General features: G+C 55.2%; 24 protein-coding genes and 1 tRNA gene. 10 read left to right on the top strand and 15 right to left on the bottom strand.

Annotation, left to right across the window (positions count from 1 at the left end):
• Positions 1–202 precede the first annotated feature (202 nt).
• On the bottom strand, positions 203–877 hold the full coding sequence (locus tag PT279_RS08290; RefSeq protein ID WP_277166950.1) for a 50S ribosomal protein L25/general stress protein Ctc: 675 nt from the start codon (positions 875–877) through the stop codon (positions 203–205).
• 294 nt (positions 878–1171) lie between these two features.
• Here PT279_RS08290 and PT279_RS08285 point away from each other — a divergent pair, with 294 nt between their 5' ends.
• From PT279_RS08285 to PT279_RS08260, 6 genes are all read left to right on the top strand, one after another.
• Positions 1172–2209, top strand: coding sequence for an alpha/beta hydrolase (locus PT279_RS08285; protein WP_277166949.1), 1038 nt, complete (start codon positions 1172–1174; stop codon positions 2207–2209).
• Positions 2210–2452: 243 nt separating this feature from the next.
• Positions 2453–4495: a long-chain fatty acid--CoA ligase gene (locus tag PT279_RS08280; protein WP_277166948.1), complete on the top strand. Its 2043-nt coding sequence runs from the start codon at positions 2453–2455 to the stop codon at positions 4493–4495.
• Between the two features lie 270 nt (positions 4496–4765).
• Complete coding sequence (locus PT279_RS08275; RefSeq protein ID WP_277166947.1) at positions 4766–5419, top strand: amino acid ABC transporter permease; 654 nt, start codon at positions 4766–4768, stop codon at positions 5417–5419.
• On the top strand, positions 5406–6080 hold the full coding sequence (locus tag PT279_RS08270) for an amino acid ABC transporter permease (protein ID WP_277166946.1): 675 nt from the start codon (positions 5406–5408) through the stop codon (positions 6078–6080). The genes PT279_RS08275 and PT279_RS08270 overlap by 14 nt, the downstream gene beginning before the upstream one ends.
• Entirely contained in the window at positions 6073–6933 is an 861-nt protein-coding gene (locus tag PT279_RS08265; protein ID WP_277166945.1) for an amino acid ABC transporter ATP-binding protein, read from the top strand. The genes PT279_RS08270 and PT279_RS08265 overlap by 8 nt, the downstream gene beginning before the upstream one ends.
• Before the next feature lie 340 nt (positions 6934–7273).
• Positions 7274–8179: a cysteine ABC transporter substrate-binding protein gene (locus PT279_RS08260; RefSeq protein ID WP_277166944.1), complete on the top strand. Its 906-nt coding sequence runs from the start codon at positions 7274–7276 to the stop codon at positions 8177–8179.
• Positions 8180–8451: 272 nt separating this feature from the next.
• Here the strand turns inward: PT279_RS08260 and PT279_RS08255 are convergent, their stop codons facing one another.
• The 8 genes from PT279_RS08255 to PT279_RS08220 all read right to left on the bottom strand — a co-directional run bounded on the left by PT279_RS08255 (position 8452) and on the right by PT279_RS08220 (position 16230).
• Positions 8452–9087, bottom strand: coding sequence for a hypothetical protein (locus tag PT279_RS08255; protein WP_277166943.1), 636 nt, complete (start codon positions 9085–9087; stop codon positions 8452–8454).
• A 181-nt stretch (positions 9088–9268) separates the two neighbouring features.
• Positions 9269–10333 (bottom strand): GTPase Era, encoded by a 1065-nt coding sequence (gene era / locus PT279_RS08250; protein WP_277166942.1) that lies wholly within the window; start codon positions 10331–10333, stop codon positions 9269–9271.
• Positions 10326–11747: a hemolysin family protein gene (locus tag PT279_RS08245; RefSeq protein ID WP_277166941.1), complete on the bottom strand. Its 1422-nt coding sequence runs from the start codon at positions 11745–11747 to the stop codon at positions 10326–10328. Before PT279_RS08245 ends, era begins: the two co-directional genes overlap by 8 nt.
• Before the next feature lie 15 nt (positions 11748–11762).
• The gene (gene ybeY, locus PT279_RS08240; protein WP_277166940.1) at positions 11763–12329 is read right to left on the bottom strand and encodes an rRNA maturation RNase YbeY; all 567 of its coding nucleotides are present in this window, start codon (positions 12327–12329) and stop codon (positions 11763–11765) included.
• Complete coding sequence (locus PT279_RS08235; protein ID WP_277166939.1) at positions 12326–13582, bottom strand: PhoH family protein; 1257 nt, start codon at positions 13580–13582, stop codon at positions 12326–12328. Before PT279_RS08235 ends, ybeY begins: the two co-directional genes overlap by 4 nt.
• A gap of 7 nt (positions 13583–13589) precedes the next feature.
• Complete coding sequence (locus tag PT279_RS08230; RefSeq protein ID WP_277159163.1) at positions 13590–13922, bottom strand: histidine triad nucleotide-binding protein; 333 nt, start codon at positions 13920–13922, stop codon at positions 13590–13592.
• 96 nt (positions 13923–14018) lie between these two features.
• The gene (locus PT279_RS08225; RefSeq protein WP_277166938.1) at positions 14019–14816 is read right to left on the bottom strand and encodes a 16S rRNA (uracil(1498)-N(3))-methyltransferase; all 798 of its coding nucleotides are present in this window, start codon (positions 14814–14816) and stop codon (positions 14019–14021) included.
• A gap of 34 nt (positions 14817–14850) precedes the next feature.
• A complete protein-coding gene (locus PT279_RS08220) occupies positions 14851–16230 on the bottom strand; it encodes a polysaccharide deacetylase family protein (protein WP_277166937.1) in 1380 nt (459 codons plus the stop codon).
• A gap of 245 nt (positions 16231–16475) precedes the next feature.
• On the opposite strand from PT279_RS08220, the gene PT279_RS08215 reads away from it, so the two are divergent.
• The 4 genes from PT279_RS08215 to glgC all read left to right on the top strand — a co-directional run bounded on the left by PT279_RS08215 (position 16476) and on the right by glgC (position 19883).
• Positions 16476–16564 (top strand) — tRNA-Leu (locus PT279_RS08215).
• Between the two features lie 133 nt (positions 16565–16697).
• The gene (locus PT279_RS08210) at positions 16698–17423 is read left to right on the top strand and encodes a potassium channel family protein (RefSeq protein ID WP_277166936.1); all 726 of its coding nucleotides are present in this window, start codon (positions 16698–16700) and stop codon (positions 17421–17423) included.
• A 107-nt stretch (positions 17424–17530) separates the two neighbouring features.
• Positions 17531–18457: an RNA methyltransferase gene (locus PT279_RS08205; RefSeq protein WP_277166935.1), complete on the top strand. Its 927-nt coding sequence runs from the start codon at positions 17531–17533 to the stop codon at positions 18455–18457.
• A 184-nt stretch (positions 18458–18641) separates the two neighbouring features.
• Positions 18642–19883 (top strand): glucose-1-phosphate adenylyltransferase, encoded by a 1242-nt coding sequence (gene glgC, locus PT279_RS08200; RefSeq protein ID WP_277166934.1) that lies wholly within the window; start codon positions 18642–18644, stop codon positions 19881–19883.
• A 143-nt stretch (positions 19884–20026) separates the two neighbouring features.
• On the opposite strand, the gene PT279_RS08195 is transcribed toward glgC, so the two are convergent.
• The 6 genes from PT279_RS08195 to sufB form a co-directional block, all read right to left on the bottom strand.
• Positions 20027–20602 (bottom strand): metal-sulfur cluster assembly factor, encoded by a 576-nt coding sequence (locus tag PT279_RS08195; protein ID WP_277167068.1) that lies wholly within the window; start codon positions 20600–20602, stop codon positions 20027–20029.
• A gap of 54 nt (positions 20603–20656) precedes the next feature.
• Positions 20657–21214 (bottom strand): Fe-S cluster assembly sulfur transfer protein SufU, encoded by a 558-nt coding sequence (sufU, locus tag PT279_RS08190; protein ID WP_277166933.1) that lies wholly within the window; start codon positions 21212–21214, stop codon positions 20657–20659.
• Positions 21215–21217: 3 nt separating this feature from the next.
• On the bottom strand, positions 21218–22489 hold the full coding sequence (locus PT279_RS08185; RefSeq protein ID WP_277167067.1) for a SufS family cysteine desulfurase: 1272 nt from the start codon (positions 22487–22489) through the stop codon (positions 21218–21220).
• Between the two features lie 277 nt (positions 22490–22766).
• Positions 22767–23543, bottom strand: coding sequence for a Fe-S cluster assembly ATPase SufC (gene sufC, locus PT279_RS08180; protein WP_277166932.1), 777 nt, complete (start codon positions 23541–23543; stop codon positions 22767–22769).
• On the bottom strand, positions 23544–24767 hold the full coding sequence (gene sufD / locus PT279_RS08175) for a Fe-S cluster assembly protein SufD (RefSeq protein ID WP_277166931.1): 1224 nt from the start codon (positions 24765–24767) through the stop codon (positions 23544–23546).
• Positions 24768–24770: 3 nt separating this feature from the next.
• On the bottom strand, positions 24771–26267 hold the full coding sequence (gene sufB / locus PT279_RS08170) for a Fe-S cluster assembly protein SufB (protein ID WP_277167065.1): 1497 nt from the start codon (positions 26265–26267) through the stop codon (positions 24771–24773).
• Positions 26268–26337: the final 70 nt, after the last annotated feature.

Genomic DNA, 26337 nt, shown 5'->3' with positions numbered 1-26337 from the left:
ATGCTGCTACTTTCGCACATAACCGCACAGGTATGGTGAAATCGTTCACATTATGAAAAGACGACCAATGCGACATCAGACCAGGATCGACCTCAAATACGAAGACAAAACGACCCATACCTTCCACGATTGTTTGGAAGGTACGGGTCGAAAATAAAACCACCGTGTCAGCGGAAGCATTCACATCGCGTCAAAGGCGACATCACTTCTTGTCGGCATCGGCGTCAGCAGCAGGGGCTGCGGCAGCAGCATCGCCCTCAGCAACGGCGCCTTCAGCACCTTCAGCGCCGGCGGCAGCGGTATCCTCAGCGGAGACCGCAGTGGTGGCGGTAGCATCTTCAGGCACCTCGACGGTGACAACGGACTCTTCAGGATCGGTGTTGACGAATTCGACGCCCTTAGGCATGTCGAGATCCTTGGCGAAGACCTTCTCGCCGTCCTGCAGGCCATCGACGTTGACATCGATGCGCTCGGGCAGCTGGTCGACGCTGGCGCGCACTCGCAGCTGCTGGATGTCGACGAACGCGACAGCAGCGCCCTTCGGGGTGCCGATAGCGAAGACCGGGACGTCGACCTCGATCTTCTCGCCGGCCTTGACTTCGTAGAAGTCGATGTGCTCGATGATCCGCTTGACAGGGTTGCGCTGGACATCCTTGACGACGGCCATCTTGGAATCCTTGCCGTACTTGATGGTGAACAGAGCGTTGGTACGGCGCAGGGCCAGCGTGGTCTCACGCATGGGGAGCTTAACGAAAACAGGATCGTTGCCGCCGGCGTAGATGGTGGCCGGAATCTCCTTGGCCACGCGCATGCGGCGGGCAGCGCCCTTGCCGAACTCGTTGCGGACTTCGCCTTCGATGGAAATGGTGTTTGCCATAATCTAATCTCCTTGAGATTTGTGTATATCATGTACTGCATTGTCTCGGTGCACCGACGCGCCGAAACCGCAGCCTCAAAGAGACCCAACATATTCAGCCCAGTCGATAACGGGAATCGCTTCCCCTCGCCAAAGCGCAACAGGTATGAAACCTGCCGAAACAACGTTCTTAATTATACCGTTGAAGCAGACATCCGCTGAATTCAATGAAAAATAAAAATTTGTGAGCCTGCTCTTTTATAATTTGTATCATTAATTTGCATCATCATTACGCCAGAAAGATTGGAGTCCGTTATGGTTCAGCACAGTAAAGCCAAAACGTTGGCCGTCGGTCTTTTTTGCGGTGGCTTGGCAGTAGCAGGTAGTCTTTATGCCGCCGCTGATTATCTGTTCCGTTTCGTGCTCGAACCCGGCTCAAAACGTTCACTGTTCAAAAGCAACCGCCCGGACACCACTCTTGCCGCCCGTCAGCCACATCACGATGCTGCAGAAGAGGCCGAAGCAGTACGCTGGTTCGACAACGCCAAACGAGGGGTGACATTGAAGGCGCCCGACGGCACGCAACTGCACGGCTGGATGCTTGACCCGGATTGCATCAATCCCCCACATCATCTTTATGCCATCTGCTGTCATGGTTTTTCCGGCGATCCCAAGGAAATGGCGAAATACGCGCATCGATTCGCCGGTCTAGGATTCACTGTCCTCACCCCTGCCAGCCGTTGCCACGAACTGAGCGGCGGGAAATATATCGGTATGGGAGCGCTGGAACACCGTGACCTGCTGCAATGGACAGAAACTATCGTGGGCAATGACCCGAAAGCCCAAATTCTGTTGGACGGCAATTCCATGGGTGCCGCAACGGTGATGCTTGCGGCAGGTGACCCGAACCTGCCGAAGAACGTCAAGGCCGCCATCGCCGACTGTGGTTATAGCAGTCTCGAAGACCAATTCCTCTACAACGCCCGTAACCTGTACCATGCCCCGGCATTCCTGGCAAAGCCTGTCATCAGAATCATGAGTTCCATCGCACACAGACGCGCCGGATACGATTTCAGGGAAGCCTCGTGCGTCGAAACGTTGCACCGTACCTCGATTCCGATGCTGTTCATCCACGGTTCCGCTGACGATTTCGTCAGTCCAGCAAGCCTGGAACGCAATTTCCGCGCCTGTGCCAGTCCTATCAGGCAAAAACTGATGATTTCAGGGGCCGCGCACGCGATGTCCGCCTCCACCGACCCTGCACGATATTGGAAAACCGTGACAGCCTTCGTGCGCAAAATATTCAAGCTCAACAAACCCAAGGGGTTATCGGGATATATCGTTTTTAACTGATAGCACAATAACAGATGCATTCTTCAGTTCGCATGACAACAACGAAAAGACGAATCCTCCGGCCTGTTTTCGAGCAATCGCAATATTTCCTGCCACCCGTAGCTTGAACAGGATAGACGCCCGGTCGCCTTGCGATATATGGCCTCGCTTACGCTACCGTAAGGTGACGAAACGTGGCAAATCCTATAGAATTGGCTTTATTGCTTGAAATAACGCCGCTACAGAAGGTCGAGGAGTGCACACGTGTCAGTCATCAATTCACTGAAAAAGGAAACGCTGAAGCTGAGTCAGAAGGCCTTCCATTTGGGGAACGGTTTCGAGCACCCGGTCAACACCGAGGATCCAGAGACCCCGGATTTCAACGATGACCGCCATCTCGCCACTGTCAAGCCCGTCGATTATTCAACGTTGCCGCACAGCCACGAATGGGGCCCTGGCTACCCGACCAAGCTTTTCGTCGACGACAAAACCGGCCTTTTGACCGTCACCACTCCCGGCAATCCACCGATTGACGACGATATGTCAATCTACGACCTTTATGTCGAACGCGCTGAACGCATGGGCGACGACCCGCTCTACACGTTCAAAGCCGACAACAAATGGGTCACCAAAACAGCCAATGAGTTCTTGGCCGATGTCCGCAGCGTGGCCAAGGGCCTGATGCATTACGGGATCGGCAAGGGCGATGGTATCTCCTTCATGTCCCATACCTCCTATGAGTGGGACGTCGTGGACGCGGCCGTCATGGCCATTGGCGGCGTGCTCGCCACCATTTACGACACCGATTCCGCCGAGCAGATTCGCAACATCGTCAACAATTCCGATTCCCGTCTGCTCATCGTCGAGACCAATGACATGCGCAAGAAGGCCGACGGTGCCGTCGAGGACTGCCCGACCCTCGAAAAAATCTATAATCTCGAAGCCGGCGCTCTGGACGAACTGCGTGACTACGGCAAATCGGTGACCGACGAAACACTTGACGCCCGTATTGATTCGATCAAAAAGACCGACCTTTGCTCCATCGTGTACACCTCCGGATCAACGGCAGCGCCTAAAGGCGTCGAAATGACGCACGAACACTACTGCACCACGGCATTGAACCTGCGTGACTATATGCCCGGCCTGCTTCACCAGAAAGGCAAGTCCGTGCTGCTTTTCCTGCCACAGGCACACACCTTCGCCCGCGCGGTTAACTACATCGTGGTCGCCAGCGACCTGCGCATCTACATCGCCGGCGGCATCAAGACACTGATCAGCGACCTGCAGGTCGCCAAGCCCGTCGTCACCATCCTTGTGCCCCGCGTGTGGGAGAAGGTCTACAACGCCGCCTCACAGAAGGCCGGAAACGGAGCCAAGGGGGTGGCATTCGCCGCAGCCGTGGTCGCCGCCCAGGAATACGAAAAGGAAATAAGCGAGAAAGGCAAGGCCAGCTTTGCCACCCGAGCTCGCCGTGCCGCCTTCGATCCGATTGTCTACAAGTCGCTGCGTGAAGTGATCGGCGGTCAGGCCGAATGGTTCGTCGCCGGCGGAGCGCCGCTCGATCCGGAACTGCTCGCCTTCTTCCGCGGTGCCGGCGTACCTGCCTACGAAGGCTATGGCCTCACCGAAACCACCGCGCCCTGTGCGTTCAACCCGAAAGGCACCCCTTTCCACGAAGGTTCGGTCGGCGTCCCCTACCCCGGCTTCTCGATCCGCCTGGCAGAAGACGGCGAAATTCAGGTCAAGGGAACCTGTGTCTTCCACCGCTACCATAAGAACGACGAAGCCACCGAACTTGCTTTCACTCCCGACGGCTGGTACGCCACCGGCGACCTCGGCCGCTTGAGCGACGATGGTTTCCTCTACATCACCGGCCGCAAGAAGGACCTCATCATCACCGCCGGCGGCAAGAACGTCGCCCCAGGCCCCATCGAAGAGATCATCCAGCGTTGTCCGTTCGTCTCCCAAGCTTTGGTACTCGGAGACAAGCGTCCGTTCATCTCTGCACTCATCACGCTTGATGAGCCTTCGCTGCGCCAGTGGCTAGACGCGGCCGGTCTCGACCAAGACATGTCGATGGAAGAAGCCTGCAAGAACGCCGTTGTGCGCGCGGAAGTCCAGAAATGGGTCGACAAGGCCAACGAAGGCGTTTCCCGAGCGGAATCCGTGCGCAAGTTCATCCTGTTGCCCGAAGAATTCAGCCAGGAAAACGGCATGCTAACCGCTTCCATGAAGGTGATCCGCCCAGCGGTCATCAGGCACTACGCCAACCTGCTCAACACACAGATGTACACAAAGAAGAAGTAAACCAAAAGCAGGAATGTCTATTAACTCGGAGTGGCCGCTGATGGGATTTTCATCGGTGGCCGCTTCTGTTTTGAATGAGCATTTAGGATTTCAGTGCCAGCTAATAGCACCCTATCAGTTATTCATATGGCACAATGCGTGCATTTTTGAGGATTCGCGTCTACTATAATAACGAGTGCCACGAATTGAAGCTCATTGAAATTTCGACAATTGTTCAGCTATGGCACTGGTAACGAGTAAGTTTTCCATAACGAAGTCGGGAGGGTCTCCATGGACTGGAGCTTCATAGCCCATAACGCCCACTACTTCGTGAATGCCGGTTACATGACCGTTTTCATCTCGTTCTTCGGCATTGTTTTCAGCATCGTCTTGGGTATTGTATGCGCAGCAATCGAAGCCGCCAATATCCCGATTGTAAAGCAGATCGTTCGCATCTATATCGAACTTTCTCGTAATACACCATTGCTGGTTCAGTTGTATTTCCTCTATTTCGGACTGCCGAAACTCGGCGTCTCGTGGTCAGCCGAAACCTGCGCGATCGTGGGTCTCACCTTCCTCGGCGGATCGTATATGGCCGAAGCGTTGCGCGGAGGGTTCGAGGCGGTTCCGCAAGTCCAACGGGAATCGGCGCAAGTGCTCGGATTCAGCCCCTCACAGATGCTCATGCATGTCACGGTACCACAGGCGCTTTCCACCGCCATTCCGGGCGTGGTGGCCAACATCATCTTCCTGGTCAAGGAGTCCTCAGTGGTCTCCGCCATCGCGCTGGCCGACGTCATGTACGTCACCAAGGACCTGATGGGGCAGACCTACAACACTTACGAATCTCTGACGCTGCTCATCGTCACCTACCTCATCATCCTTCTGCCGATTTCGATTATCGGCACGGTCTTGGAGAGGAGGTCCGACTATGCACGGCGCTGAGATACTGTTGCAACCGGGCGTCTTCCCACGCTTGCTGCAAGGTTTGTGGGTCACCATCTGGATAGCCGGGGTTTCCGTCCTGCTTTCCCTGCCGGTCGGGCTTGTCGTCGGCTGGCTGATGACGTTGCGCAACCCGATTGTGCGCTTCATTATGCGTGTCTATCTTGATTTCATCCGTATCATGCCGCAGCTGGCGTTGCTGTTCATCGCCTTCTACGGTTTTGCGCGAGCATTCAACTGGAACCTTGACGCCACTGGTGCCTGCGTATTGGTCTTTGTACTTTGGGGCGGGGCCGAGCTTGGTGATCTGGTACGTGGCGCGCTGGAATCGATACCGCGAACGCAGTATGAATCCGCTCAGGTGCTTGGTCTCAATTCGTGGCAGACCTTCAGCAGGGTCATTCTTCCGCAGGCTTTGCGCCGTTTGCTTCCGGCCAGTGTCAATCTCATTACCCGTATCGTCAAGACCACATCCTTGGCTGCGCTTCTCGGCGTCATCGAAGTTATCAAAGTCGGCCAGCAGATCATCGATGCCAACCGTTTCCAATATCCCGATGCGACGCTGTGGATTTACGGCGTGATCTTCTTCATGTATTTCTTCGTATGCTGGCCACTGTCGATTGTGGCCAGAAGGCTTGAAAAGAGGTGGGCTCATGACTGATGATGCACTTGCAACTACAAATTCGAGCACCCAGCACGAAACCCTACATATTCGGCACATTGTCAAGCAATACGACAATGCCGACAAACCGGTATTGAACGACGTCTCCTTCGATGTACCGGCCGGTCAGGTCTTCGTTATTCTCGGACCTTCCGGCTCCGGAAAGTCCACGTTGCTGCGCACCATCGCAGGTCTCGAACCCATCCAGGGCGGCGACATCACCATCGGCGATGAAGTGCTGCGTACGTCGGGCAAGAAAAAGGATATTGAGAAAGCAAACGCAGCCAATACTTCTAACACTTCCGGGTCCAAGGCCGCAAAAGGCGACACTAACCCGGTCAAGGTCGGTATGGTTTTCCAAAGCTATGACCTCTTCCCCAATAAGACTGTGCTCGGCAACATCATGCTCGCGCCGGTGCTTGTGCAAAAACGCAAGAAGGATGAAGTCAAGGCCGAAGCCATCAAACTATTGGAACGCGTGGGGCTTGCAGACCGCCAAGACGCCTGGCCGCACGAGCTTTCAGGTGGGCAACGCCAACGCGTCGCCATCTGTCGTGCCTTGATCGAGCATCCACAGATCATGCTGTTCGACGAGGTCACCGCCGCGCTTGACCCCGAGATGGTTCGCGAAGTGCTCGATGTGATTGTGGAACTGGCCGACAGCGGCCAGACCATGCTCATCGTCACCCACGAAATGGCGTTCGCCCGAGCGGTCGCCGACCATATCATCCTGCTTGAGGACGGCGGCATTGTCGAGGAATCCGACGACGCCGAACAGTTCTTCACCCATCCACAATCCGAACGCGCCCAGCAATTCCTGAACACGTTCACGTATTCTCGTGAGAGACAATAGCTGATAGTTTTTACCGGCATCAACGAATGAAGAAAAAGGGAGGTCGAAATGATGAACCGGAACATACCGAATATGCGCGTGGTGGCAGCAATGTGCAGCACCACGGAGTCGAACCGATGTCAACTCATGGCCTCCATGTCTCGCTGATCTGCATCAATCAGATTTGATATGCCGGTCTTGCCAATATTCACGTTTTACAGAAGATATGCAGGTTTCGACCTGTAATTGGCAAACACACGAAACGTTGGAATTCCAATATTCCATTGCTCCTTTATATACGACCAACACCTCTATATCTCTATTTGATAATACTTAGTAAAAGAAAAGAAAGAAACGAATCATGACAACGAACGTATTGAAACGCACAGCACAAGTAGCAATCTCAGCGGCAGCAGCAGTGGCTATGCTGGCAGGATTCGCGGCATGCGGCCCATCCGGGGCAACCCCCGGCAGCGACAACAATTCCGGTTCCAGCTCTACCGGCGCAGGAAAGCAACAGACCGCGCGCACCCTCGACCAGATCAAGAAGTCCGGCAAGCTCAAGGTCGCGGTATTCTCCGATAAGGCGCCTTTCGGCTACGTCGACAAGGACGGCAAGAACCAAGGCTATGACATCGTCTTCGCCGAGCGTCTGGCCAAAGACCTCGGTGTGAAGCCCGAATACACCACCGTCGACCCGGCGGCCCGCGTCGATGTGCTCGCCAGCAACAAGGTCGACGTCACTCTCGCCAACTTCACCGTCACCCCTGAGCGTGAAGAGAAGGTCGACTTCGCCAAGCCGTATATGAAGGTCGCGCTGGGCGTGGTCTCCCCCGACTCCAAGCCAATCAAAAGCGTCGACCAACTCAAGGGCAAGACGCTGATCATCGCCAAAGGCACCACCGCCGAACCGTACTTCGCCAAGTATCCTGATATCAAGCTGCAGAAGTACGACCAGTATGCGGACGCCTACAACGCCCTGCTCGACGGCCGCGGAGACGCGATGAGCACCGACAACACCGAAGTGCTTGCCTGGGCCAAGGCCAACAAGGTCTTCACCGTCGGCATCACCAAGCTTGGCGACGAACAGCCCATCGCCCCTGCCGTACAGAAGGGCAACAAGGCTCTGCTCAACTACATCAACGAGGAAATCGTGAAGCTTGGCAAGGAACAGTTCTTCCACAAGGACTACGACCAAACCCTGAAACCGGTCTACGGCGATTCCTCCAACCCCGATGACATCGTCGTGGAAGGCGGCAAGATCTGATCATTCACTGGCCTGACAATTAAGTCAAAAAATAATCGATCACTACAAGTTGTGCCCGCTGATTCGCTTTGATTACGAATTAACGGGTACAACTGTTTACGAAGCTAAATACTTTTCTCGCAAACGACGAAGTAGACATCAGACGACAGCGGCATGCTCTTCGAATACTGAAATCGGTGGCTTATATCGTCATACCGTTGACTTGAAACACATCGGATTTATGCCTTTGCTCGCGCTTTAAACAGAACAGACTAATACAAATTCCAACGTGACTATGCCTTGCGATGCCAATTAATCTTATTGATGCCATGTTTCTTGTTGTAGCGGTCCATCATTTCAAGCTGGCTTGCTTCAGGGCCGAAATTCTCATCGGTGTATTTCTTCAGCTCGGCTTCGCGGTAGAGTTCGCTCTCTTTTTCGGTCATACCAGGCTCCGGCTTTGCAGTATTCGACCACACACCCATCACAGCGTCGACTAGTGTCGCAACGATGACGATGGCATACCAATAGCCTTGATGATTGACCAGATAGGCAGTAACCAACAGAACAATGCAATATATCAGGATATTGGCTATCACCAAACCCCAATTATGAGAAGCCCAGGTACGTTCACGTTTCGACACCACTGTCTGGACGGCAGCTTCCGGAATGGAAGCGATAAGACCACCGATGATGGTGACTTCCAGCATGTCGGAAACCGGCACATCAAGATGCAGCAACAAACCTAACAACCATGTCAGCACAGTGGCCATCACCACTTCAATCATATTGATGATAGCTACGCCTGTCAGCTGATCTTTAAACGGAATATAGTCCCAAGTGCTTCTGTCGTCGGGATCGTAAGCAGGTTCGTTTTCAGCTTCCTCGCTATTCCTCACGGAATCAACCTTCTCGTCCTCTTGTGTCATAACGTAAGCCTTCCGCCAGCGATGACATTTCAACAACTCTGTCTAAAGCAATCGAATAGCTCAAACACTACCATAAAAATTGTCATCAACCAACCGATAACTTACCGATGCCAATGACCCCTATAACAGAAAACGTGCGCATCCAGATGAGGATTGCGCACGTTTGGACCCATATCGATATTCAGAAGCCCAACCGCTCCAGCTGCCTGGGGTCGGACTGCCAGCCTTTGGCGACTTTTACGTGAAGGTCGAGCTTGGACTTTTGGCCTACGATGCGGTTGACGGCGGTGCGCAGTCGCTTCTTGACCTGGACCAAGTGCTCGGCGCGGTGACCGATGATAATGGGCTTTTGGGAGTCGCGCTCGACGTAGATGGAGACCATGACGTGCGCCTTGCCGTCCTCGGTTTCCGGGTTGTCTGATTCACCCGGACGGTCTATGGAGTCCACGACCACGGCGAGTGAGTGCGGAAGCTCGTCGTCCAGCTCCTCGAGGAATGCACCACGCACCAGTTCGGCGATGGTGTCTTCCGGCTTTTCCTCGGTAATCTGGTCGTCCGGATACATCTGCGGGCCTTCGGGCATGTTCTCGATGAGCACGCGCTTGACCTCGGCTACGTTGTCATGATTCAGAGCACTGACCGGCACCACATCGGTGAAGTCGGCGAACTGGCTGATTTCGATGAGCTTGGCTATCAGCTCCTGACGGTTGAGTTCGTCAATCTTGGTGACAATGGCAATCAGCGGCACTTTCCAGACAAACTTGCCCTGCTCGTGGCCGCTTTCCTGCTTGTTATTTTGCGAACCGTTGCCGTTTTTGTTGTTATCGGTTTTTCCGCCGTTTTTGCCGGCATCAACTTTGCGAGCGAACTCACTGCGCAGACGACTCAGAATGCGCTTGTCCCCCGGTCCGATCTCCTGATCGGCGGGCAGCAGGAACGCAATCTCGTCCACGTCACTCAACGAATCGTCCACCACATCGTTCAAGCGTTGGCCAAGCAACGTACGTGGGCGATGAATGCCGGGAGTATCGACCAGCACCAGTTGGGCGTTATCGGTGGTCAGAATGCCACGAATGGCCTTACGCGTGGTTTCCGGACGCGAGGACGCAATGGCGACCTGCGTGCCGATGAGCGAGTTAATCAGCGTGGACTTACCGACGTTCGGTCTGCCGACCACAGCCACAAAACCGGAACGGTACGGTTCTTTACCGCCGCTTTTTTGCTCGTTGTTGTTGCTATCAGTCATGCTTTTCGGTTTCCTTTACGTTCTGTTTCGTGTCTCGTTTGATTTCATTTTCATCGTCTTGATCCTGCTTTCCAGCCATATCAAGCGTTGCAGGCTCAACCACGATGGTCGACACCTTTTTGCGGCGGCCGGCGGAATCAACGGCGGTCAGGCGCAGGCCTCGCGTCACCGCACTCATGCCGACGATTGGTACGCGGCCGAGCAGCTTGGTCAAGAGGCCGTAAACCGTATCCACATCGTCCTCATCGATATCGACTTCAAACAGTTCTTCAAGGTCGGCGATGGGCGTACGCGCAGGCATCTGCCACTTGTGATCGCCAATCTTCTTGGGCTCGGTGTGCTGGATGCGGTCGTGCTCGTCCTCCAGCTCACCGACAATCTGCTCGATGGCGTCTTCGATGGTGACCAGTCCGGCAATGCCACCGTATTCATCAACAACTACTGCCACATGCTGCCGCGTGCGCTGCATCTCGTGGAATAGATCATCAACAGGCTTGGATTCCGGCACCAGCATCGGCTGGCGGCAGATGGACTTGACGTCACGAGTACGTGCTTCAGGATTGAAAGCCGTGGCGCGTACAGCATCCTTCAGATAGGCCATTCCGACTAAATCATCGACGTCGTCACCGATGATCGGGATACGCGAAAAACCGGAACGCGAGCAAAGCTGGAGGAAATGCTCAAGTGTGGAATCGGATTCGACGCAGATCATATCGGTACGCGGCACCATGATTTCGCGGGTCAATGTGTCGGAAAGCATCAAGACATTGCGCAACATTTCTGCTACTTCAGGATCGAAATCATCGGTTTCGACCAACCGGTCAATGGTCGCGCGTCCCTGTTCGCGCTGGATTTTCTCAAGTTCCTCGTCGTCGGAAAGCTCATCTTCCTTGTCGCGACGACGCTGTTCCTTGCCTTCTCCGGCCTTAGCGAAAGGCGTCAGAACTACAGCCAAAGAAATGATGCCGGAGAATCGCATCATCACGTCGAGTGGCTTGGAGGCACCGGCAGAACGTGGCCGAAGCAGTACAGATACCACGGCGACAATCAACGCAAAAATCACACCGGTGACCAAAGCCACCCACAACGGTTCGGAAAGCAACATAACAATGATGGCTACCAATACGCCGTCAAAGACGTTGCAGAAGATACGGAAGAACGCGCAGGAACCGGCGGTGGCGTAGCGGTCAACAATGAGCCGCTGCACCTTATGAACCCTGCGAATCTGCTTGGCTTGCACGAATTTGCCAAGGTCCTCGTCGTCGGTCTGAATTTCGATGATCCGGTTGTTGAGGCTGGCTTTGGTGACGCGTGAGACGGCTGATTCGCTCGACGCCATCATCAGCGACAGCCATACGAGCAACGCCGCCACGATAACGAGTACCACCACGGTGACGATGGTCAAAGTATCCATATTCTGTGTACTTTCCTAGTTCTTCTCACCATTTAACGGCTTATCAACGTTACGTCCAGAAGCATGATTCGCATCCCATTGCGCAAGCAAATCGGTGGAACCTACCGGCAGAACAGCTTGTGGCACCGGCTGTTCACGAACAGCGAAGAACGTCAAGAGCAACTGTCGCTGCAAACCGAACATCTGGCGTTCCTGCTCGGGGTCGACATGGTCGTAGCCCAAGAGATGCAGGATACCGTGGATGGCCAGAAGCATCATCTCGTCCATCGTGGAGTGACCGGCGGCCGCAGCTTGCTGCTGCGCGACCCACGGGCAGATGACGATATCGCCCAAAACGCCTTCCATGATCTTGCCGTCCTCGCCGGGGCGCAACTCGTCCATCGGGAAACTCATCACGTCGGTCGGGCCTTCGAGCTGCATCCAGCGCATGTGCAGCTGGGCGATTGGATCGGGGTCGACGAAAAGGATGGTCAGGTCGGACTGCGTGCTCACCTGCATGCGTTCCATCACCCATAAGCCCAAGTCGGAGAAGAGTTTCGGGTCGATCTGCCAGACCGTCTCATTGGTAACTTCGACGCTCAACGGCGTTCCTTTCCGCTTTGGTCAGTTTCGTCTCGTGAAGACTGTGCTACCGAATCATTTGCATCCTGCAGCTCGGTTTTCGGCTTCGAGGCATTGGCAGCCTTGGAAATTGCATGTTCGTGTTTGCTTCCGGCTCCACCAGCAGCATGTTCGGCATGGACATCATATGCCTGTACGATCTTGCCGACCAGCTCATGACGCACCACGTCCTTGGCGCCAAGATGGGCGAAGCTGATGCCATCAATATTGCCGAGAATCGATTCGATGGATTTAAGTCCCGAATGAGGCACGGCCAGATCAATCTGCGTGACGTCGCCGGTGATGACCATTTTGGTGTTGAAACCGAGTCTCGTCAAAAACATCTTCATCTGCTGCTCGGTGGTGTTCTGCGCCTCGTCGAGGATGACGAACGCATCGTTCAACGTGCGGCCACGCATGTAGGCGAGCGGCGCGACCTCGATGGTGCCGTCGGTCATGTAACGATGCATCTGACCGGCACCTAGCATGTCGGAAAGCGCGTCGTAGAGCGGACGCAGATACGGGTCGACCTTGTCGTTCAACGTTCCGGGCAAATAGCCAAGGCTTTCGCCGGCTTCTACGGCCGGACGCGTCAGGATGATGCGGCTCACACGTCCGTCTTCAAACGCACGGACGGCTTTGGCGACGGCAAGATAGGTCTTGCCCGTTCCGGCAGGGCCTATGGCAAACGTAATGGTATTGACGTCAATGGCTCGAACGTAGAAAACCTGGCCGGCGGTTTTCGCACGAACCGGCTCACCGTTTGCGAACGCTATGACGCCTGGAACATGGCGGTTTGCAGCAACACGTTTACTCTCTTCGGAATAATCCTCGTCATCATGGAAAGAACGCGATTGCAGCCTGGAGCCAGAGCCGGCACCGGCAAAACCACGTGTATACGAATGCTGCGCATAGCCTTGCCCGCGACCACCGTCACCCATCAATCCGGCCTTTTTGCCGACCTGTCGGGCCTCGAGCATCCGTCGTACGTTCATCGCGTCGGTCGGAGCCTTGTAAGCCGCGTCGATGATGTTATTGAGGACGTCGAAAACCTTGTCGGCCTCGATATCGTCGCGTTTGTTGTATGCGGAAATCTCGATACGATTGCCCCGCACGAACACGTTGACGTCTGGGAAGGCGTGCTGTACCTCGGCAAGGACTTTGTCGCCCGAACCCAATACAGCCACGGGATCAAGTTCGGTGGGTATGGTGATGACTCGTTTAGCGCTGGCCACCGCTCTCCTACTCTTCCATCGTCTCGCCGGTCAGCACATGTGCGTGCACATGGAAGACCGACTGGCCGGCATCCTCGCCAGTATTGAAGATGAGACGGTAGGCGCCATGGAATTCCTTATCGGCGATGGACTGGGCGATCTCGACGATATGAGCAAGTTCGGCAGGATCGGATTTGGCCAGTTCGGCCACGTTGGCGCAGTGCTTCTTCGGCACGATCAGCACGTGCACCTTTGCCTTGGGGTTGATGTCCTTGAACGCGTAGGTGGTGTCGTCTTCGTACACCTTGGTGCTCGGAATCTCGCCCGCAATGATCTTGCAGAACAGGCAATCGTCGGCCATATATGCTCCTTATTAAAAGCTTTCGGGACGCTGTTGCGCCCTACTCCCCCATGCTATTAGCCCGCACGGATAATTACGCTGGCCGATACAGCGATATCAGGCGAAGCGTCCGAGCGCCCGCGCCAGCAATGTCAACGCCACCGGGCCGGCTGTCGAGGCTCGCATGATGTTACCGCCAAGTACACACACTTCGGCACCGGCATCGGCGAATTGCTCCACTTCATCATCGCTGATGCCGCCTTCAGGACCGACCACGACGTAAATCCTGCGCGGCTTGCCATCGTCAAGGCAACGCTGTTCAAGCGCGGCGACCTTCTGCTCGATACCTTCCCAAGTCGAGGTCGCGTCTTGATGCAATACAATAACCAGTTCGTGATGCACACACGCTCGCCGGCATATCGCCACCACCTGCTTGCTGGAAACGCAGTCATCCAAAGTCGGCTTCCACGCACGACGGGATTGCTCGGTAGCAGCGACAAGTGTCTGGTCCCATTTGCGATCAGTGCGTCCGGCCTTCCACTTCGAAATCGAACGGTTGGCCTGCCACGGTACCACTTCGTCCACGCCGATCTGCGTGGCCATGTCGATGGCCTGCTCGTCGTGCCCGGTTTTTGCGAGCGCCTGCACCAGCGCAAGCCTTGTAATCGGCTGCTCTTCCGTGGTGAATTCCGAAACCTTGACCAATCCGTTCTGGGTATCGGCCACTTCAGCATCAATACGAAGCCCGCAGCCATCGGAAAGCCGAAGTTTGTCACCGTTCTGCAGTCGCATGGCACCCATAGCGTGGCGTTTGATGGCAGACGGCAAAGTGATGGTCCATCCTGCGCGCAGCTCGTCGCGGTTGACCGGCACATCGTCGTGCTCGGCGTCGAATACAAAAAGTGGACTTGTCATAGTTCAAGGCTACCGGAACCGCGGACGAATAGACTTACATATGCAGAATATCGTCACGCGAATAGTAGACGGCACCAGCCCGCGGGTATTCTCCGGTCAATTCCGGAATAGTTACAAAGCGATAACCTTTTTTGCTGAGCTTCGTGATGACACCAGGCACGGCTGCAACGGTGTGCGGGTGGATATCGTGCATCAAGACGATGACCCCGGGGTCGATCTGCGACATGATCTTTCGCGTCAGGGATGATGAAGTGGCCCCATTCGACCAATCGTAGGAATCCACACCATACATGGCAATCGCGGCACCGGTCTGCTGGCCGATATATGTACGACTGGTTTCATCGGCGGCTCCATGCGGCGGACGGACGAAGTTTACGGGGAATCCTGTGGCCGAAGCGATGATTTCGCCGGTATCGTCAAGCTGTTGTTGCTCATGATGGTTCTGCATGATGGCCGGCAGATCCTCGTGGCTCCAGGTATGGCTTTCCACCGGGAAACCAGCCTGTGAGACCTGAAGTGCGAGCGCCCCACCGTCGGCCTGCACCTTCTGGCCCATTTCAAAGAACGTCGCGGCGGCGTTCGCGGCTTTGAGGCCATCTACCAGTTTTGGAGTCAACATCGGATCCGGTCCGTCGTCAAAGGTCAACGCCACGCAATGTTGTGCGCCACAATCGATGCCTTTGGCTTTGTTGTGTGCAACTACGGCTTTGTCCGCCGCAGCATAGAGCGCGCCTTCATCACGTTTGCAGACGGAGTAAGGGGCTGCTTTCGCAACGTCGGCGTTTGCTCGATCGATCTGCCTATTGAGCTGTGTCAAGGTTCCGGCGTCGATGCTGCCTTTCTGGAACTTTGCGAAACCTGCCACGCCGTCAGACACGGACTTCAGTTCAACCTGAGCGGTTTTGGAAGCCCCGGCATCTGAATCATACAGAACAAACAGGGGGTTGAACGCCTTGTTGAGCATCGCAATCTGCCGTTGCAGTGTTGCTGTCCAGGCACGTTCTCGTTTGGTCTCGGCGTTGAGTTTCGGGGTTAGTTGACGGGCCGTACAAGCCATGACGGGATTGGCGGATTCCTCCGCCGCAATCTGTTTCCGTTGATTCTGCGCGGTCTCCAAAGCGCTTTGTGCCTGTTCAAGAGTATGCCCGGATAGGGTTTTCGAATGAGATCCGTCGTCCGTTCCAGCTTGCCTGATCAATGCAGCATCTTGCGAGATCACCGTATCCAGATGCGTTGCGGTCAGCTTATACGAATTCCCCCACTGCACACACTGTCCCATACCCTTGCGGTAATAGGAATATACGGGATTGAACAAAGCCAAACCCAGCACTATGACCAAAGCTGCTACCAGCAGCACTGCCAAAGCGACACGAATACCCCGTCGCTTCACTTTTGGTTGCTGTGCTTTCGTCATATAGTCCCCACTTTTGTTGTACCAAAGAACAAAGTCTTATTCTATCGTGCTTTTCTCGAAATATCCGATTGGGAAACATAGAAATCACGATCCACAGACCGATGTCATTCTTCTTCATAGCTATTGTTCAATATATCGATCATAGAACCGACATTTCCGACATTCTGATGGAGCCATCCGACACACCGAACTGCCGAACGACCGCGGAATGGTGTATAGTTCTATCTGTTGCTTGAACGACACCTGCCCAGGTGGCGGAATGGTAGACGCGCTAGCTTGAGGTGCTAGTTCCTATAATTTTACAGGAGTACGGGTTCAACTCCCGTCCTGGGCACGAAAACTAAAAACTCGAGACCCCTTGAAAATCAAGGGGTCTCAGTGTATCTGGCACTTTCGGACACCAAACTTGGCAGCATTTCGGCAACAAGCGCCTTTACCTGTCTTGCTTTCGGAGCAAAGTTTCATATATGAGACTGAAGAAATGGGAATCGGCTACCGAATGGCCGTTGACGATACTTTCCATAGTTTTTCTTGTGGTTTATGCTTGGCAGATACTTGCACAACCCAGCGGCCTAAAGAACGCCATGGCCGAATGGACAATGAACGTGCTTTGGTTTGTTTTCGCGCTTGATTATCTCATTTCATTTGTGCTTGCGGATGGAAAATGGCATTTTTTCAAAACACATTTGTTTGATCTTGCCGTCGTCGTCCTGCCCGTCATACGACCATTAAGGGCGTTGAGGGTGCTTACCGCGCTCAATGCCCTGCACAAAACCAGCGGCATGGCACTACGAGGCAAAATCATCATTTATGTTGTAGCTTGTGCGATTCTTCTGGTGTTCATCGGATCTCTTGCCGTCCTCGACGCAGAACGCAACGCTCCCGGCGCCAACATTCAAACCTGGCCGGAGGCCCTTTGGTGGACATTCGTCACCATCACCACTGTCGGTTACGGTGACTACACCCCGGTAACCCCAACGGGCCGTATCATCGCCTTCGTGCTGATGCTCGCCGGAATCGGCATCATCGGCGTGGTCACGGGCACGTTCGGCTCATGGATCGTCGACGAAGTCAGTGCGGACGAGAAAAAGAGCACGGAAATCACCAGGGAACAAATCGAAGAGGTTTCTCAAAGACTCAACCGAATCGAGCAACTGTTGGAAGAACAATCGAAAGAGGATAACCGACATTGAGGCATTCCTCTGCAATAGTCGGGGAATTCCTACATTGAAGGGTCGTCCTGATAGAGTCAAAACAAGTAACCAACCAAAAACTGAAACCGGATAAGAAGAGCAGAGACATGCGGATCATCAACATCGAGTCGGTCGACGACGAACGGGTGGCCGCCTACGTAAGCCTTACCGAAGCACAATTGCGCAACCGGCTCGAACCGGAAAAGGGCATTTTCATCGCCGAATCGCCCAAAGTCATCGATCGGGCGCTGGCGGCCGGGCGTGAACCCGTTTCGCTTCTCGTCGAGGAACCATGGCTTGATGGCATGAAGGATATGTTTGAGCGCATCGACAAGCACTGGGGCAAGGACGTTCCAGTTTACGTAGCTTCTCCGTCTCAGCTCAAGAAACTGACCGGATACCGGCTTCATCGCGGGGCCCTGTGCGCGATGCGTCGGTGGAGACTTCCTAGTGTAGAGAGACTTTGCAAAGACGCCCGACGGATAGCCGTTATGGAGAATATCGTCGACCATACCAACGTCGGTGCGCTGATGCGTTCCGCCGCCGCGCTGGAGGTGGATGCCGTTTTGGTCACGCCTTCCTGTGGCGATCCGTTGTACCGTCGTGCGGCGCGAGTTTCCATGGGGACCGTTTTCCAGGTTCCGTGGACGCGTATCGATGCCGAGACGCTTTCCACGCAAACCGATGACGCCGAATCCGAAAGGCATACCAAAGAGGAGGACCGGAAATACTGGCCCGTTCGTGGGCTCAAGGAACTGCACGACCTCGACTTCACCACCGTGGCCATGGCCTTGACCGACGATTCGATAAGCCTGGACGAACTGACAAGACGCCTCAACAACGAGACGAATGAACCCGACCATATCGACAGACTCGCCCTGGTGTTCGGTACGGAAGGCGACGGGTTATCACATCGCACCATCGCCAGCACCGACCTCACCGTCAAAATCCCCATGAGCAACGGCGTTGACAGTCTCAATGTGGCCGCTTCAAGCGCCGTTGCCTTCTACGCAACCCGCGCAAGGCAAAATTAGACATTCAGCGGTCTCCCGGGCGTTTCGCGTCGGCTCAATCCGATACAGTATTGAGAAGAAAGGTCGTGTGCAAAGATGAACTTCCCGCGGCTTTGCGGGTGACGTAAGAACGATTCATCTTGCGTTCGTACTTGTGCCGGATACTGGAAATGGCCGATAGGAAACGGTAATCAGGGGGTATGGAATGGCAAAGAGTCCTAAAATACTGGCTATCGTATTGGCGGGCGGGGAAGGTACACGCCTCATGCCGTTGACGCGAGACCGCGCCAAGCCTGCCGTTCCATTTGGCGGCGTCTATCGTCTCATCGATTTCCCGTTGAGCAATCTGGTCAATTCCGGTTATTCCCAGATTGTCGTACTGACACAATACAAATCGCATTCGCTCGACCGGCATATTTCGAAGGTCTGGCGCTTCTCCCCCCTGCTTGACGCGTATGTCTCCCCCGTCCCGGCGCAGCAGCGGCTCGGCAAGCACTGGTATTTAGGATCTGCGGACGCGGTATACCAGACCATCAACATCATCGAGGACGAGCAACCCGATTATGTGGTCATCGTCGGGGCGGACCACGTCTATCGTATGGACTTCAGCCAGATGCTGAAACAGCACATCGAATCCGGAGCCTCATTCACCGTAGCCGGCATCCGTCAGCCCATCGAGGCTTCCAACCAGTTCGGCGTCATCGACGTTGACCCGGCTCACCCTCATATGATTCGCGGGTTCAAGGAAAAGCCTGAAACCACCGAGGGACTGCCAGACCATCCCAACCAGATTCTTGCTTCCATGGGCAATTACATCGCCACCACAGATGCGCTTTTTGACGCGCTCGCCCATGACGAAAAGGCCGAGGATACCAAGCACGACATGGGCGGAGACATCGCACCCTTCTTCTCCCAGCGTCACGAAGCAGGCGTCTACGATTTCGGCGAAAACGAGATTCCCGGAGCCACCGAATACGACCGTGCCTATTGGCGGGACGTGGGCACTATCAAGCAGTTCTACGAAGCCCATATGGATCTGATCGAGTACAATCCGCCGTTCAATCTTTATAACCAGGATTGGCCGATTTATACGCTTTCCGGCAACCTTCCGCCGGCCAAGTTCGTCCGTTCGGAAACCAACCGCATCGGACGGGCCACCGAGTCCATCATCTCGCCGAGCGTCATCGTTTCGGGCGGAGATGTGCAGCATTCAGTGCTTTCACCCAACGTCCGTGTCAATTCATGGTCGCAGGTGGTCGATTCCATTTTGTTCGATGGGGTCATCGTCGGCCGTCGCGCCCGCGTCTGCAAGGCCATTCTCGACAAAAGCGTTGTCTTGGAGGAAAACGCGACAGTGGGCATCGACCATGAGCATGACCGTGCCCGTGGGTTCACCGTCAAAGACGGCATCACCATCGTGCCAAAGCGGACGGTTATCAAAGACTAGAAATTCTCAGTCTCTTTTCAAAACGCACAATCGCAAACCAACCATCGCAAATCATGATATTGACTTGAATATTGTGAAACCGCCGTATCTGGATAATCTTGGGTTCGGCGGTTTCATGATCCCTCGTAAGGCTCAATCCGCAATCAGTATTTCGGCATGTTGTCAAAGTTGAAGCCGATGGCCTCCAGCTGTTCACGACCTTCCGGACGGATCATGTCGAGCGTCCAGCGTGGCTGCCACGTCCAGTCGATGCGGAATTCCTCAACCAGGCCAGCCAAGGTCGAAGCACACTCATCCTCAAGCAGATCGGTGAGCGGGCAGGCCGGCGTGGTCAGTGTCATGGTGATGATGGCACGGCCTTTTTCGTCGATTTCGATGCCATAGACCAAGCCGAGATCGATGACGTCGATGCCAAGTTCGGGATCGATGACCTGGTGCAGCGCCTCACGCACGTCGGCCGCCGTAGCTCTACCGATGTCATTGAAGGAAGTCAGTGGAATGCCGGTTTCTTCATCCTTGACCGTGTTGCCGGCGGATTTGTTCGATGCGGCGGCCTTTGCGGTATCCGTCACATCCTCCTTGTCAAACTTATCGAGCGAACTCACCGCATGCGGATTGGCAACCGCGGCCTCGGCCTTTTCTTCGCTGCCAAGCGCCTTGGTGGCCGAATCGAGAATCGAGGATTGCGGTGTCGGGACGAGATTGTCTTGGCTTTCCATATTGCCTCCTGCTGTGGTGAAGTCACTAATCATTGTGTCATCCATTAAATTTATTTACTTGTCCGCTGCCAACGCTTTGGCCAGCGAATCCTTGAGCCCAGCCCAGCCAAGCAACGCGCATTTGATGCGCATCGGATATTTCGAGACGCCTTGGAACACCACGGCATCGCCAAGCGCATCTTCGTCAGCGTCGTTGTCAAGCCCGGCACCGCGCGATTTCATCAGCTTTTGGAACACGCCTTCGAGCTGCATGGCCTCGTCGACCGTCTTGCCGTCGACCAGGTCGACCATCATCGACAGGCTCGCTGTGGAGATGGAGCAGCCGCTGCCGTCCCATACCAAACGTTCGATCTTGTGCGGTTCGGACTCGGAAACCTCGACATGAACGGTCACCTGATCGCCGCAGGTCGGGTTGAACTGGTGGGACTCCCCCGGGGTGCAGTATTCGTGGCTGGCACGCACCGTCGTCTCACCGGTCTCGGTCGATTCGTTCGGTTCCTTGGTCACATCCGCGGCGAAATGCTCCTTGCCATGCGGATGCTTCGACGCGTCAAGGATAACCTCCTGATACATCTGCTCGAGGTCGTCACCACTCATACCAAAATCACTCATTGTTCACACCTCAAAGAACGAACGTACCTTGCCGGCCGTTTCGACTACCTGTTTGGCTTCCTCGACGGTATTGTACACGCCGGTCGAAGCACGGGACGAGGCGAACAGGCCGAAATGACGATGAACCGGCTGAGCGCAGTGGTGTCCGACACGCACAGCAATGCCTTGCGCGTCGAAGAACTGGCCGACATCGTGGGGATGTACGCCTTCGACATCGAACGACACGGTACCGATCCGGTCCTTATTTTCAACCGGACCGAGCACTCGGAAGCCGGATACGTCGTTCAATTTCAACAGCTCTGCCGTGATGGCTTTTTCATGGGCTTCGACGTTCTCCATGCCGATCTCGCGCATCCAATCAGCAGCCACGCCTGCGGCCACGACCTGTGCGACGGGCTGGGTTCCCGCCTCGAAACGCTCCGGCGGCTCCATATATTGCGCAGGCTTGTCCATCCATGCCAGTTCGACCATCGACCCGCCAAAGCTAGCCGGCGGCAAGGCTTCCAGCAACTCCCGCTTACCATACAGGAAGCCGACACCGGTGGGTCCATACATCTTGTGGGCACTCCACGCGGCGAAATCGACATCCATCTTGTGGAAATCAATCTTCAGATGTGGCACGGACTGGCAGGCATCAAGAATAAAGATGGCCCCGACTTCATGTGCCCGCTTGACGATAGGCTCGATATCGGTAATAGCCCCGGTAACGTTGCTGATATGAGTGATGGCGACAATCTTCGTGCGATCGGTAATGACTTCGTCGGCGGTATCAGACCGAATCCGCCCGTCATCAGTCAAGTCAAACCACTTCAGCGTGGCACCAGTGCGGTAAGCCAGTTCTTGGAACGGCAGTAACACCGAATGATGCTCAGCCTTGGAAACAACGATCTCATCCCCCGGCTTCAAAGCAAACCGCTTCGCCGCGTCCCCGCCGCGTCCGAGCGATGCATTTCCAAAAGCAGTGGCCAGCAGGTTCAGCCCGGCAGTAGCACCAGCCGTGACGACAATCTCTTCCTGCCCTTCCTCAGAATTGGCACCTACTAATTTGGCAACCTTTGCACGAGCCTCTTCAAAAGCAACAGTGCTGCGCGCCGCGAGCTCATGCGCCCCCCGATGCACCCCAGCATTGATGGTCTCGTAGAACTTGCTCTCGGCATCAATCACGCACTGCGGTTTCTGCGCAGTAGCCGCAGAGTCAAAGTACACCAGCTGATGCCCATGGATCTCCTGCCCCAAAATAGGAAACTCATCCCTGATCCCCAAAAAATCCACCATCATTGCCTTCTTACTGACTACAAGACCAACAAAGTATTTCAAGCACAGCTTGCAGATTTTGACACTCGATGTGTCAAAATCTTCCTAAGCCCTTAAAAAGTACTTTAACCACTTAACGTTACATAAGCGGATGGGAAGAAAATGTCATGTTGAGGAGTAAAGCTTGGCCTACCGGCCTTGAGGGTTCCGAAACATGATATCTTCTTCCCATCCGCGACCAACCAACAAAATCAGGTTAATCACAAAAAGTTAGTCAAACCTAACTAACTAAAGAAAATCAGGCCAAAGCCGATTCGGTCGAACCTTCCGGCAAATACTGATCATACCCAGTCTCTTCCAGTTCATCGGCCAGCTCGGGCCCGCCAGTCTTGACAAACTTTCCGCCCGCAAACACGTGCACAATGTCCGGCTTGATGTACTTGAGGATTCGAGTGTAATGCGTAATGAGCATAATCCCGAGACCAGTGTTCTCCTTGGCGCGGTTCACGCCTTCGGAGACGATACGCAACGCGTCGACGTCGAGCCCGGAATCGGTCTCGTCCATGATAGCGAACTTGGGCTTCAGAAGCTCAAGTTGCAGCACTTCGGCGCGCTTCTTCTCGCCGCCGGAGAAGCCTTCGTTGACGGAACGGGAAGCGAACTTCTTGTCCATGCGCAGGTTCTTCATGGCATCCTGCAGTTCCTTCGTCCAGGTGCGGATGGCAGGAGCCTTGCCGTCGACCTCGGTCTTGGCGGTGCGCAGGAAGTTGGTCATCGAAACGCCCGGCACCTCGACCGGGTACTGCATGGCCAGGAACAGGCCGGCCTTGGCACGTTCGTCAGCGGTCATCTTGAGGATGTCCTGGCCGTCGAGCAGCGCCTCGCCGGAGTCGACGAAGTACTTCGGGTGGCCGGCCAGCGTGTAGGCCAGCGTGGACTTGCCAGAACCGTTGGGGCCCATGATGGCATGGGTTTCGCCGGAGTTAACGGTCAGGGTCGCGCCTTTGAGAATCTGCTTGCGGCCTTCCTTGGTCTCCACCGATGCGTAGAGATCCTTGATTTCCAATGTAGACATTTACTTATCCTCCAATACCGCTTGCATGTCGGCGCTTTCGCCGCGCGCGAGCCTACGGTCAATGACATTCATAAGGTGTTCGGCGATGCTGGGCACGCCGATTTGTTCGATAAGGTCGGCGAAGAAACCACGGACCACGAGCTTGCGGGCTTCGGATTCCGTAATGCCGCGCGATTGCAGATAGAAGAGCTCCTCGTCGTCGAAATGGCCGACGGAGCTGGCATGGCCGGCACCGATGATGTTGCCGTTTTCGATTTCGAGGTTGGGTTCGGAATCGGCCACAGGGCCGGGTGTAAGCACCAAGTTGCGGTTGAGCTCGTAGGAATCGGTGTTTGGCGCCTGCGGCTGAATCAGCGCGTTGCCAACCCAAGTCGAGTGCGCATCCTTGCCGTCCAAAGCGCCCTTGTAAACCACGCGGGACTTGCACTCAGGATAGTTATGGACCACCATCGTGCGGTGCTCCAAGTGCTGGCCTGCTTCGGCGAAGTAGATGCCGAGCATGTTGAGGTCGCCCTGTGGTCCGCCGAACTCCTGATCCATGCGCAGACGCACGATATCGCCGCCGAGGGTTACCACGGCGTGACGCAGCGAGGCGTTGTCGCCGACGTGGATGCGCTGGTTGCCCACATGTTTGGAACCCTTGTCCCATTCCTGCACGAACGTGGTGGAAACGTGCGAGTCCTTGCCGGTGACGATTTCGATGCCCTCGGCAAGACGGGCCAGACCGTGGTGCTGCACGACGATGTCGCCGTGCGTGCGATCGGCGACCTTGAGCACGAGATGCAGGGAATCAAGATCCGTTCCGTGTCCTTCGACATCAACCAATACAGGCTGATCGAGTTCGCCGGAAATGGAGACGACAACAGTCTTGCTGCCACTGTTCCATTCGACGGCCGAAACACGGTCGTTGGGCTTCATGATGCTACCTGAAGGCGCTTCATTACGCTCAACCACCGACTTGGTTACCTTGGTACGGTCAATTGGCGAACCGTCGATATTGCTGACGTTCACCTTGATCTCGCCGCTCGGGGTGAAGACGTTGAAAAACTCCTCGATGCGTTCGAGCGGCGTGTAGCGCCAGTCCTCCTGCTTGCGTGTCGGTATCTTGAAGTCCTCAACCTCGAACGAGCGACGCTCGTTGTCCGCGCTGGACGGCATGGCTGCCGGCATCGCATAGGGATCATTGGGATCCGCCACTGGAATATTCACTTCTTGTTCGGCCATCGATCAGCCCACCGATCCTTCCATTTGCAACTCGACTAGCCTGTTGAGCTCCAACGCGTATTCCATAGGCAGCTCGCGGCTGATCGGCTCGACGAATCCTCGCACGATCATGCCCATGGCTTCCTTTTCCTCCAAGCCACGGCTCATCAAGTAGAAGAGCTGGTCTTCCGAGACCTTGGAGACAGTCGCCTCGTGTGCCATTGTCACGTCGTCCTCGCGGATGTCGACGTGCGGATAGGTATCGGAACGCGAGTAGTCGTCGACCAGCAACGTGTCGCAGACCACTGAAGAGCTTGAGCCTTTGGCCCCGTCGATCACCTTGACTAGGCCACGATAGGCGCAACGTCCCCCACCGCGTGAAATCGACTTGGCGACGATAGTGGAGCTGGTGTGTGGTGCCAGATGGATCATCTTGGCACCCGTGTCCTGGTACTGTCCCTTGCCGGCAAAGCTCAACGACATGGTAGAAGCCTTGGCGTAGGGCTCGGCCAGAATGCAGGACGGGTACTTCATGCTCGCCTTGGAACCGATGTTGCCGTCGACCCATTCCATAGTGCCGCCCTCTTTGACGTAGGCGCGCTGGGTGACGAGGTTGTAGACGTTGTTCGACCAGTTCTGCACCGTGGTATAGCGCACGCGTGCGTTCTTGCCGACGATGATCTCGACGTTCGCCGCGTGCAGCGAGTCCGTCGCATAGATCGGGGCCGTGCAGCCTTCGACGTAATGGACGTAGGAGCCTTCCTCGGCGATAATCAGCGTGCGCTCGAACTGGCCCATGTTCGGCGTGTTGATGCGGAAGTAGGCCTGCAGCGGGATATCGACGTGGACGCCCTTGGGAACGTAGACGAACGAACCGCCGGACCATGCAGCCGTGTTGAGTGCGGCAAATTTGTTGTCGTCGTAAGGAATGACGGTGGCGAAATATTTCTTGACCAAATCCGGGTACTCGCGCAACGCGGTGTCCGTATCGGTGAAGATCACACCTTCCTTCTTCAGGTCTTCCTGAATGGAGTTGTAGATGACCTCGGACTCGTACTGCGCAGCGACACCGGAGACCAAACGCTTCTTCTCAGCGTCGGGAATGCCCAGCTTGTCGTAAGTCGTACGAATATCCGTAGGCAGATCTTCCCAGCTCTTGGCCGGCTTGTCGATTGGTTTTACATAATATTTGAAATCATCAGCATCGAAATCGGAAAGGTCCACGCCCCACTTGGGCATGGGCTTGTCGATGAAGGCGTGATAGCCCTTGAGACGCATGTCGAGCATCCACTGCGGTTCATGCTTATCAGCGGAAATGGCGCGAACGACATTTTCGTCGATGCCCTTCTTCGCGGCTTCACCGGCCGCATCGGAATCGTGCCAGCCGTAGTTGTACTCGCCGAATTCCTGGATGATCTCATCATCCTGTTTGATTTTATCCTCGTTGACACGTTCGCGATCAGCCACATACTGGCTCATCTCCGTATCAGACGCGGCGTTTGGTGTTGGTTTTTCTGCCACCGTACGCTGCCTCCCATCATTGACTACACTCATCTATAAGCCTAACAGAATCGGGCTTTCATTACTAGGA

Source organism: Bifidobacterium sp. ESL0784, from assembly GCF_029433295.1.
Lineage (GTDB): Bacteria > Actinomycetota > Actinomycetes > Actinomycetales > Bifidobacteriaceae > Bifidobacterium.
The sequence above is the reverse complement of the archived record's forward strand: the minus strand, read 5'-3'. Positions and strand labels throughout refer to the sequence as shown.

Bases quoted from the DNA above. Each gene is read 5' to 3' on its own strand.
- PT279_RS08290 (WP_277166950.1), bottom strand. From the start codon at position 877: ATGGCAAACACCATTTCCATCGAAGGCGAAGTCCGCAACGAGTTCGGC.
- PT279_RS08285 (WP_277166949.1), top strand. From the start codon at position 1,172: ATGGTTCAGCACAGTAAAGCCAAAACGTTGGCCGTCGGTCTTTTTTGC.
- PT279_RS08275 (WP_277166947.1), top strand. From the start codon at position 4,766: ATGGACTGGAGCTTCATAGCCCATAACGCCCACTACTTCGTGAATGCC.
- PT279_RS08270 (WP_277166946.1), top strand. From the start codon at position 5,406: ATGCACGGCGCTGAGATACTGTTGCAACCGGGCGTCTTCCCACGCTTG.
- PT279_RS08265 (WP_277166945.1), top strand. From the start codon at position 6,073: ATGACTGATGATGCACTTGCAACTACAAATTCGAGCACCCAGCACGAA.
- PT279_RS08260 (WP_277166944.1), top strand. From the start codon at position 7,274: ATGACAACGAACGTATTGAAACGCACAGCACAAGTAGCAATCTCAGCG.
- PT279_RS08255 (WP_277166943.1), bottom strand. From the start codon at position 9,087: ATGACACAAGAGGACGAGAAGGTTGATTCCGTGAGGAATAGCGAGGAA.
- era (WP_277166942.1), bottom strand. From the start codon at position 10,333: ATGACTGATAGCAACAACAACGAGCAAAAAAGCGGCGGTAAAGAACCG.
- PT279_RS08245 (WP_277166941.1), bottom strand. From the start codon at position 11,747: ATGGATACTTTGACCATCGTCACCGTGGTGGTACTCGTTATCGTGGCG.
- PT279_RS08230 (WP_277159163.1), bottom strand. From the start codon at position 13,922: ATGGCCGACGATTGCCTGTTCTGCAAGATCATTGCGGGCGAGATTCCG.
- PT279_RS08225 (WP_277166938.1), bottom strand. From the start codon at position 14,816: ATGACAAGTCCACTTTTTGTATTCGACGCCGAGCACGACGATGTGCCG.
- PT279_RS08220 (WP_277166937.1), bottom strand. From the start codon at position 16,230: ATGACGAAAGCACAGCAACCAAAAGTGAAGCGACGGGGTATTCGTGTC.
- PT279_RS08210 (WP_277166936.1), top strand. From the start codon at position 16,698: ATGAGACTGAAGAAATGGGAATCGGCTACCGAATGGCCGTTGACGATA.
- PT279_RS08205 (WP_277166935.1), top strand. From the start codon at position 17,531: ATGCGGATCATCAACATCGAGTCGGTCGACGACGAACGGGTGGCCGCC.
- glgC (WP_277166934.1), top strand. From the start codon at position 18,642: ATGGCAAAGAGTCCTAAAATACTGGCTATCGTATTGGCGGGCGGGGAA.
- PT279_RS08195 (WP_277167068.1), bottom strand. From the start codon at position 20,602: ATGGAAAGCCAAGACAATCTCGTCCCGACACCGCAATCCTCGATTCTC.
- sufU (WP_277166933.1), bottom strand. From the start codon at position 21,214: ATGAGTGATTTTGGTATGAGTGGTGACGACCTCGAGCAGATGTATCAG.
- PT279_RS08185 (WP_277167067.1), bottom strand. From the start codon at position 22,489: ATGGTGGATTTTTTGGGGATCAGGGATGAGTTTCCTATTTTGGGGCAG.
- sufC (WP_277166932.1), bottom strand. From the start codon at position 23,543: ATGTCTACATTGGAAATCAAGGATCTCTACGCATCGGTGGAGACCAAG.
- sufD (WP_277166931.1), bottom strand. From the start codon at position 24,767: ATGGCCGAACAAGAAGTGAATATTCCAGTGGCGGATCCCAATGATCCC.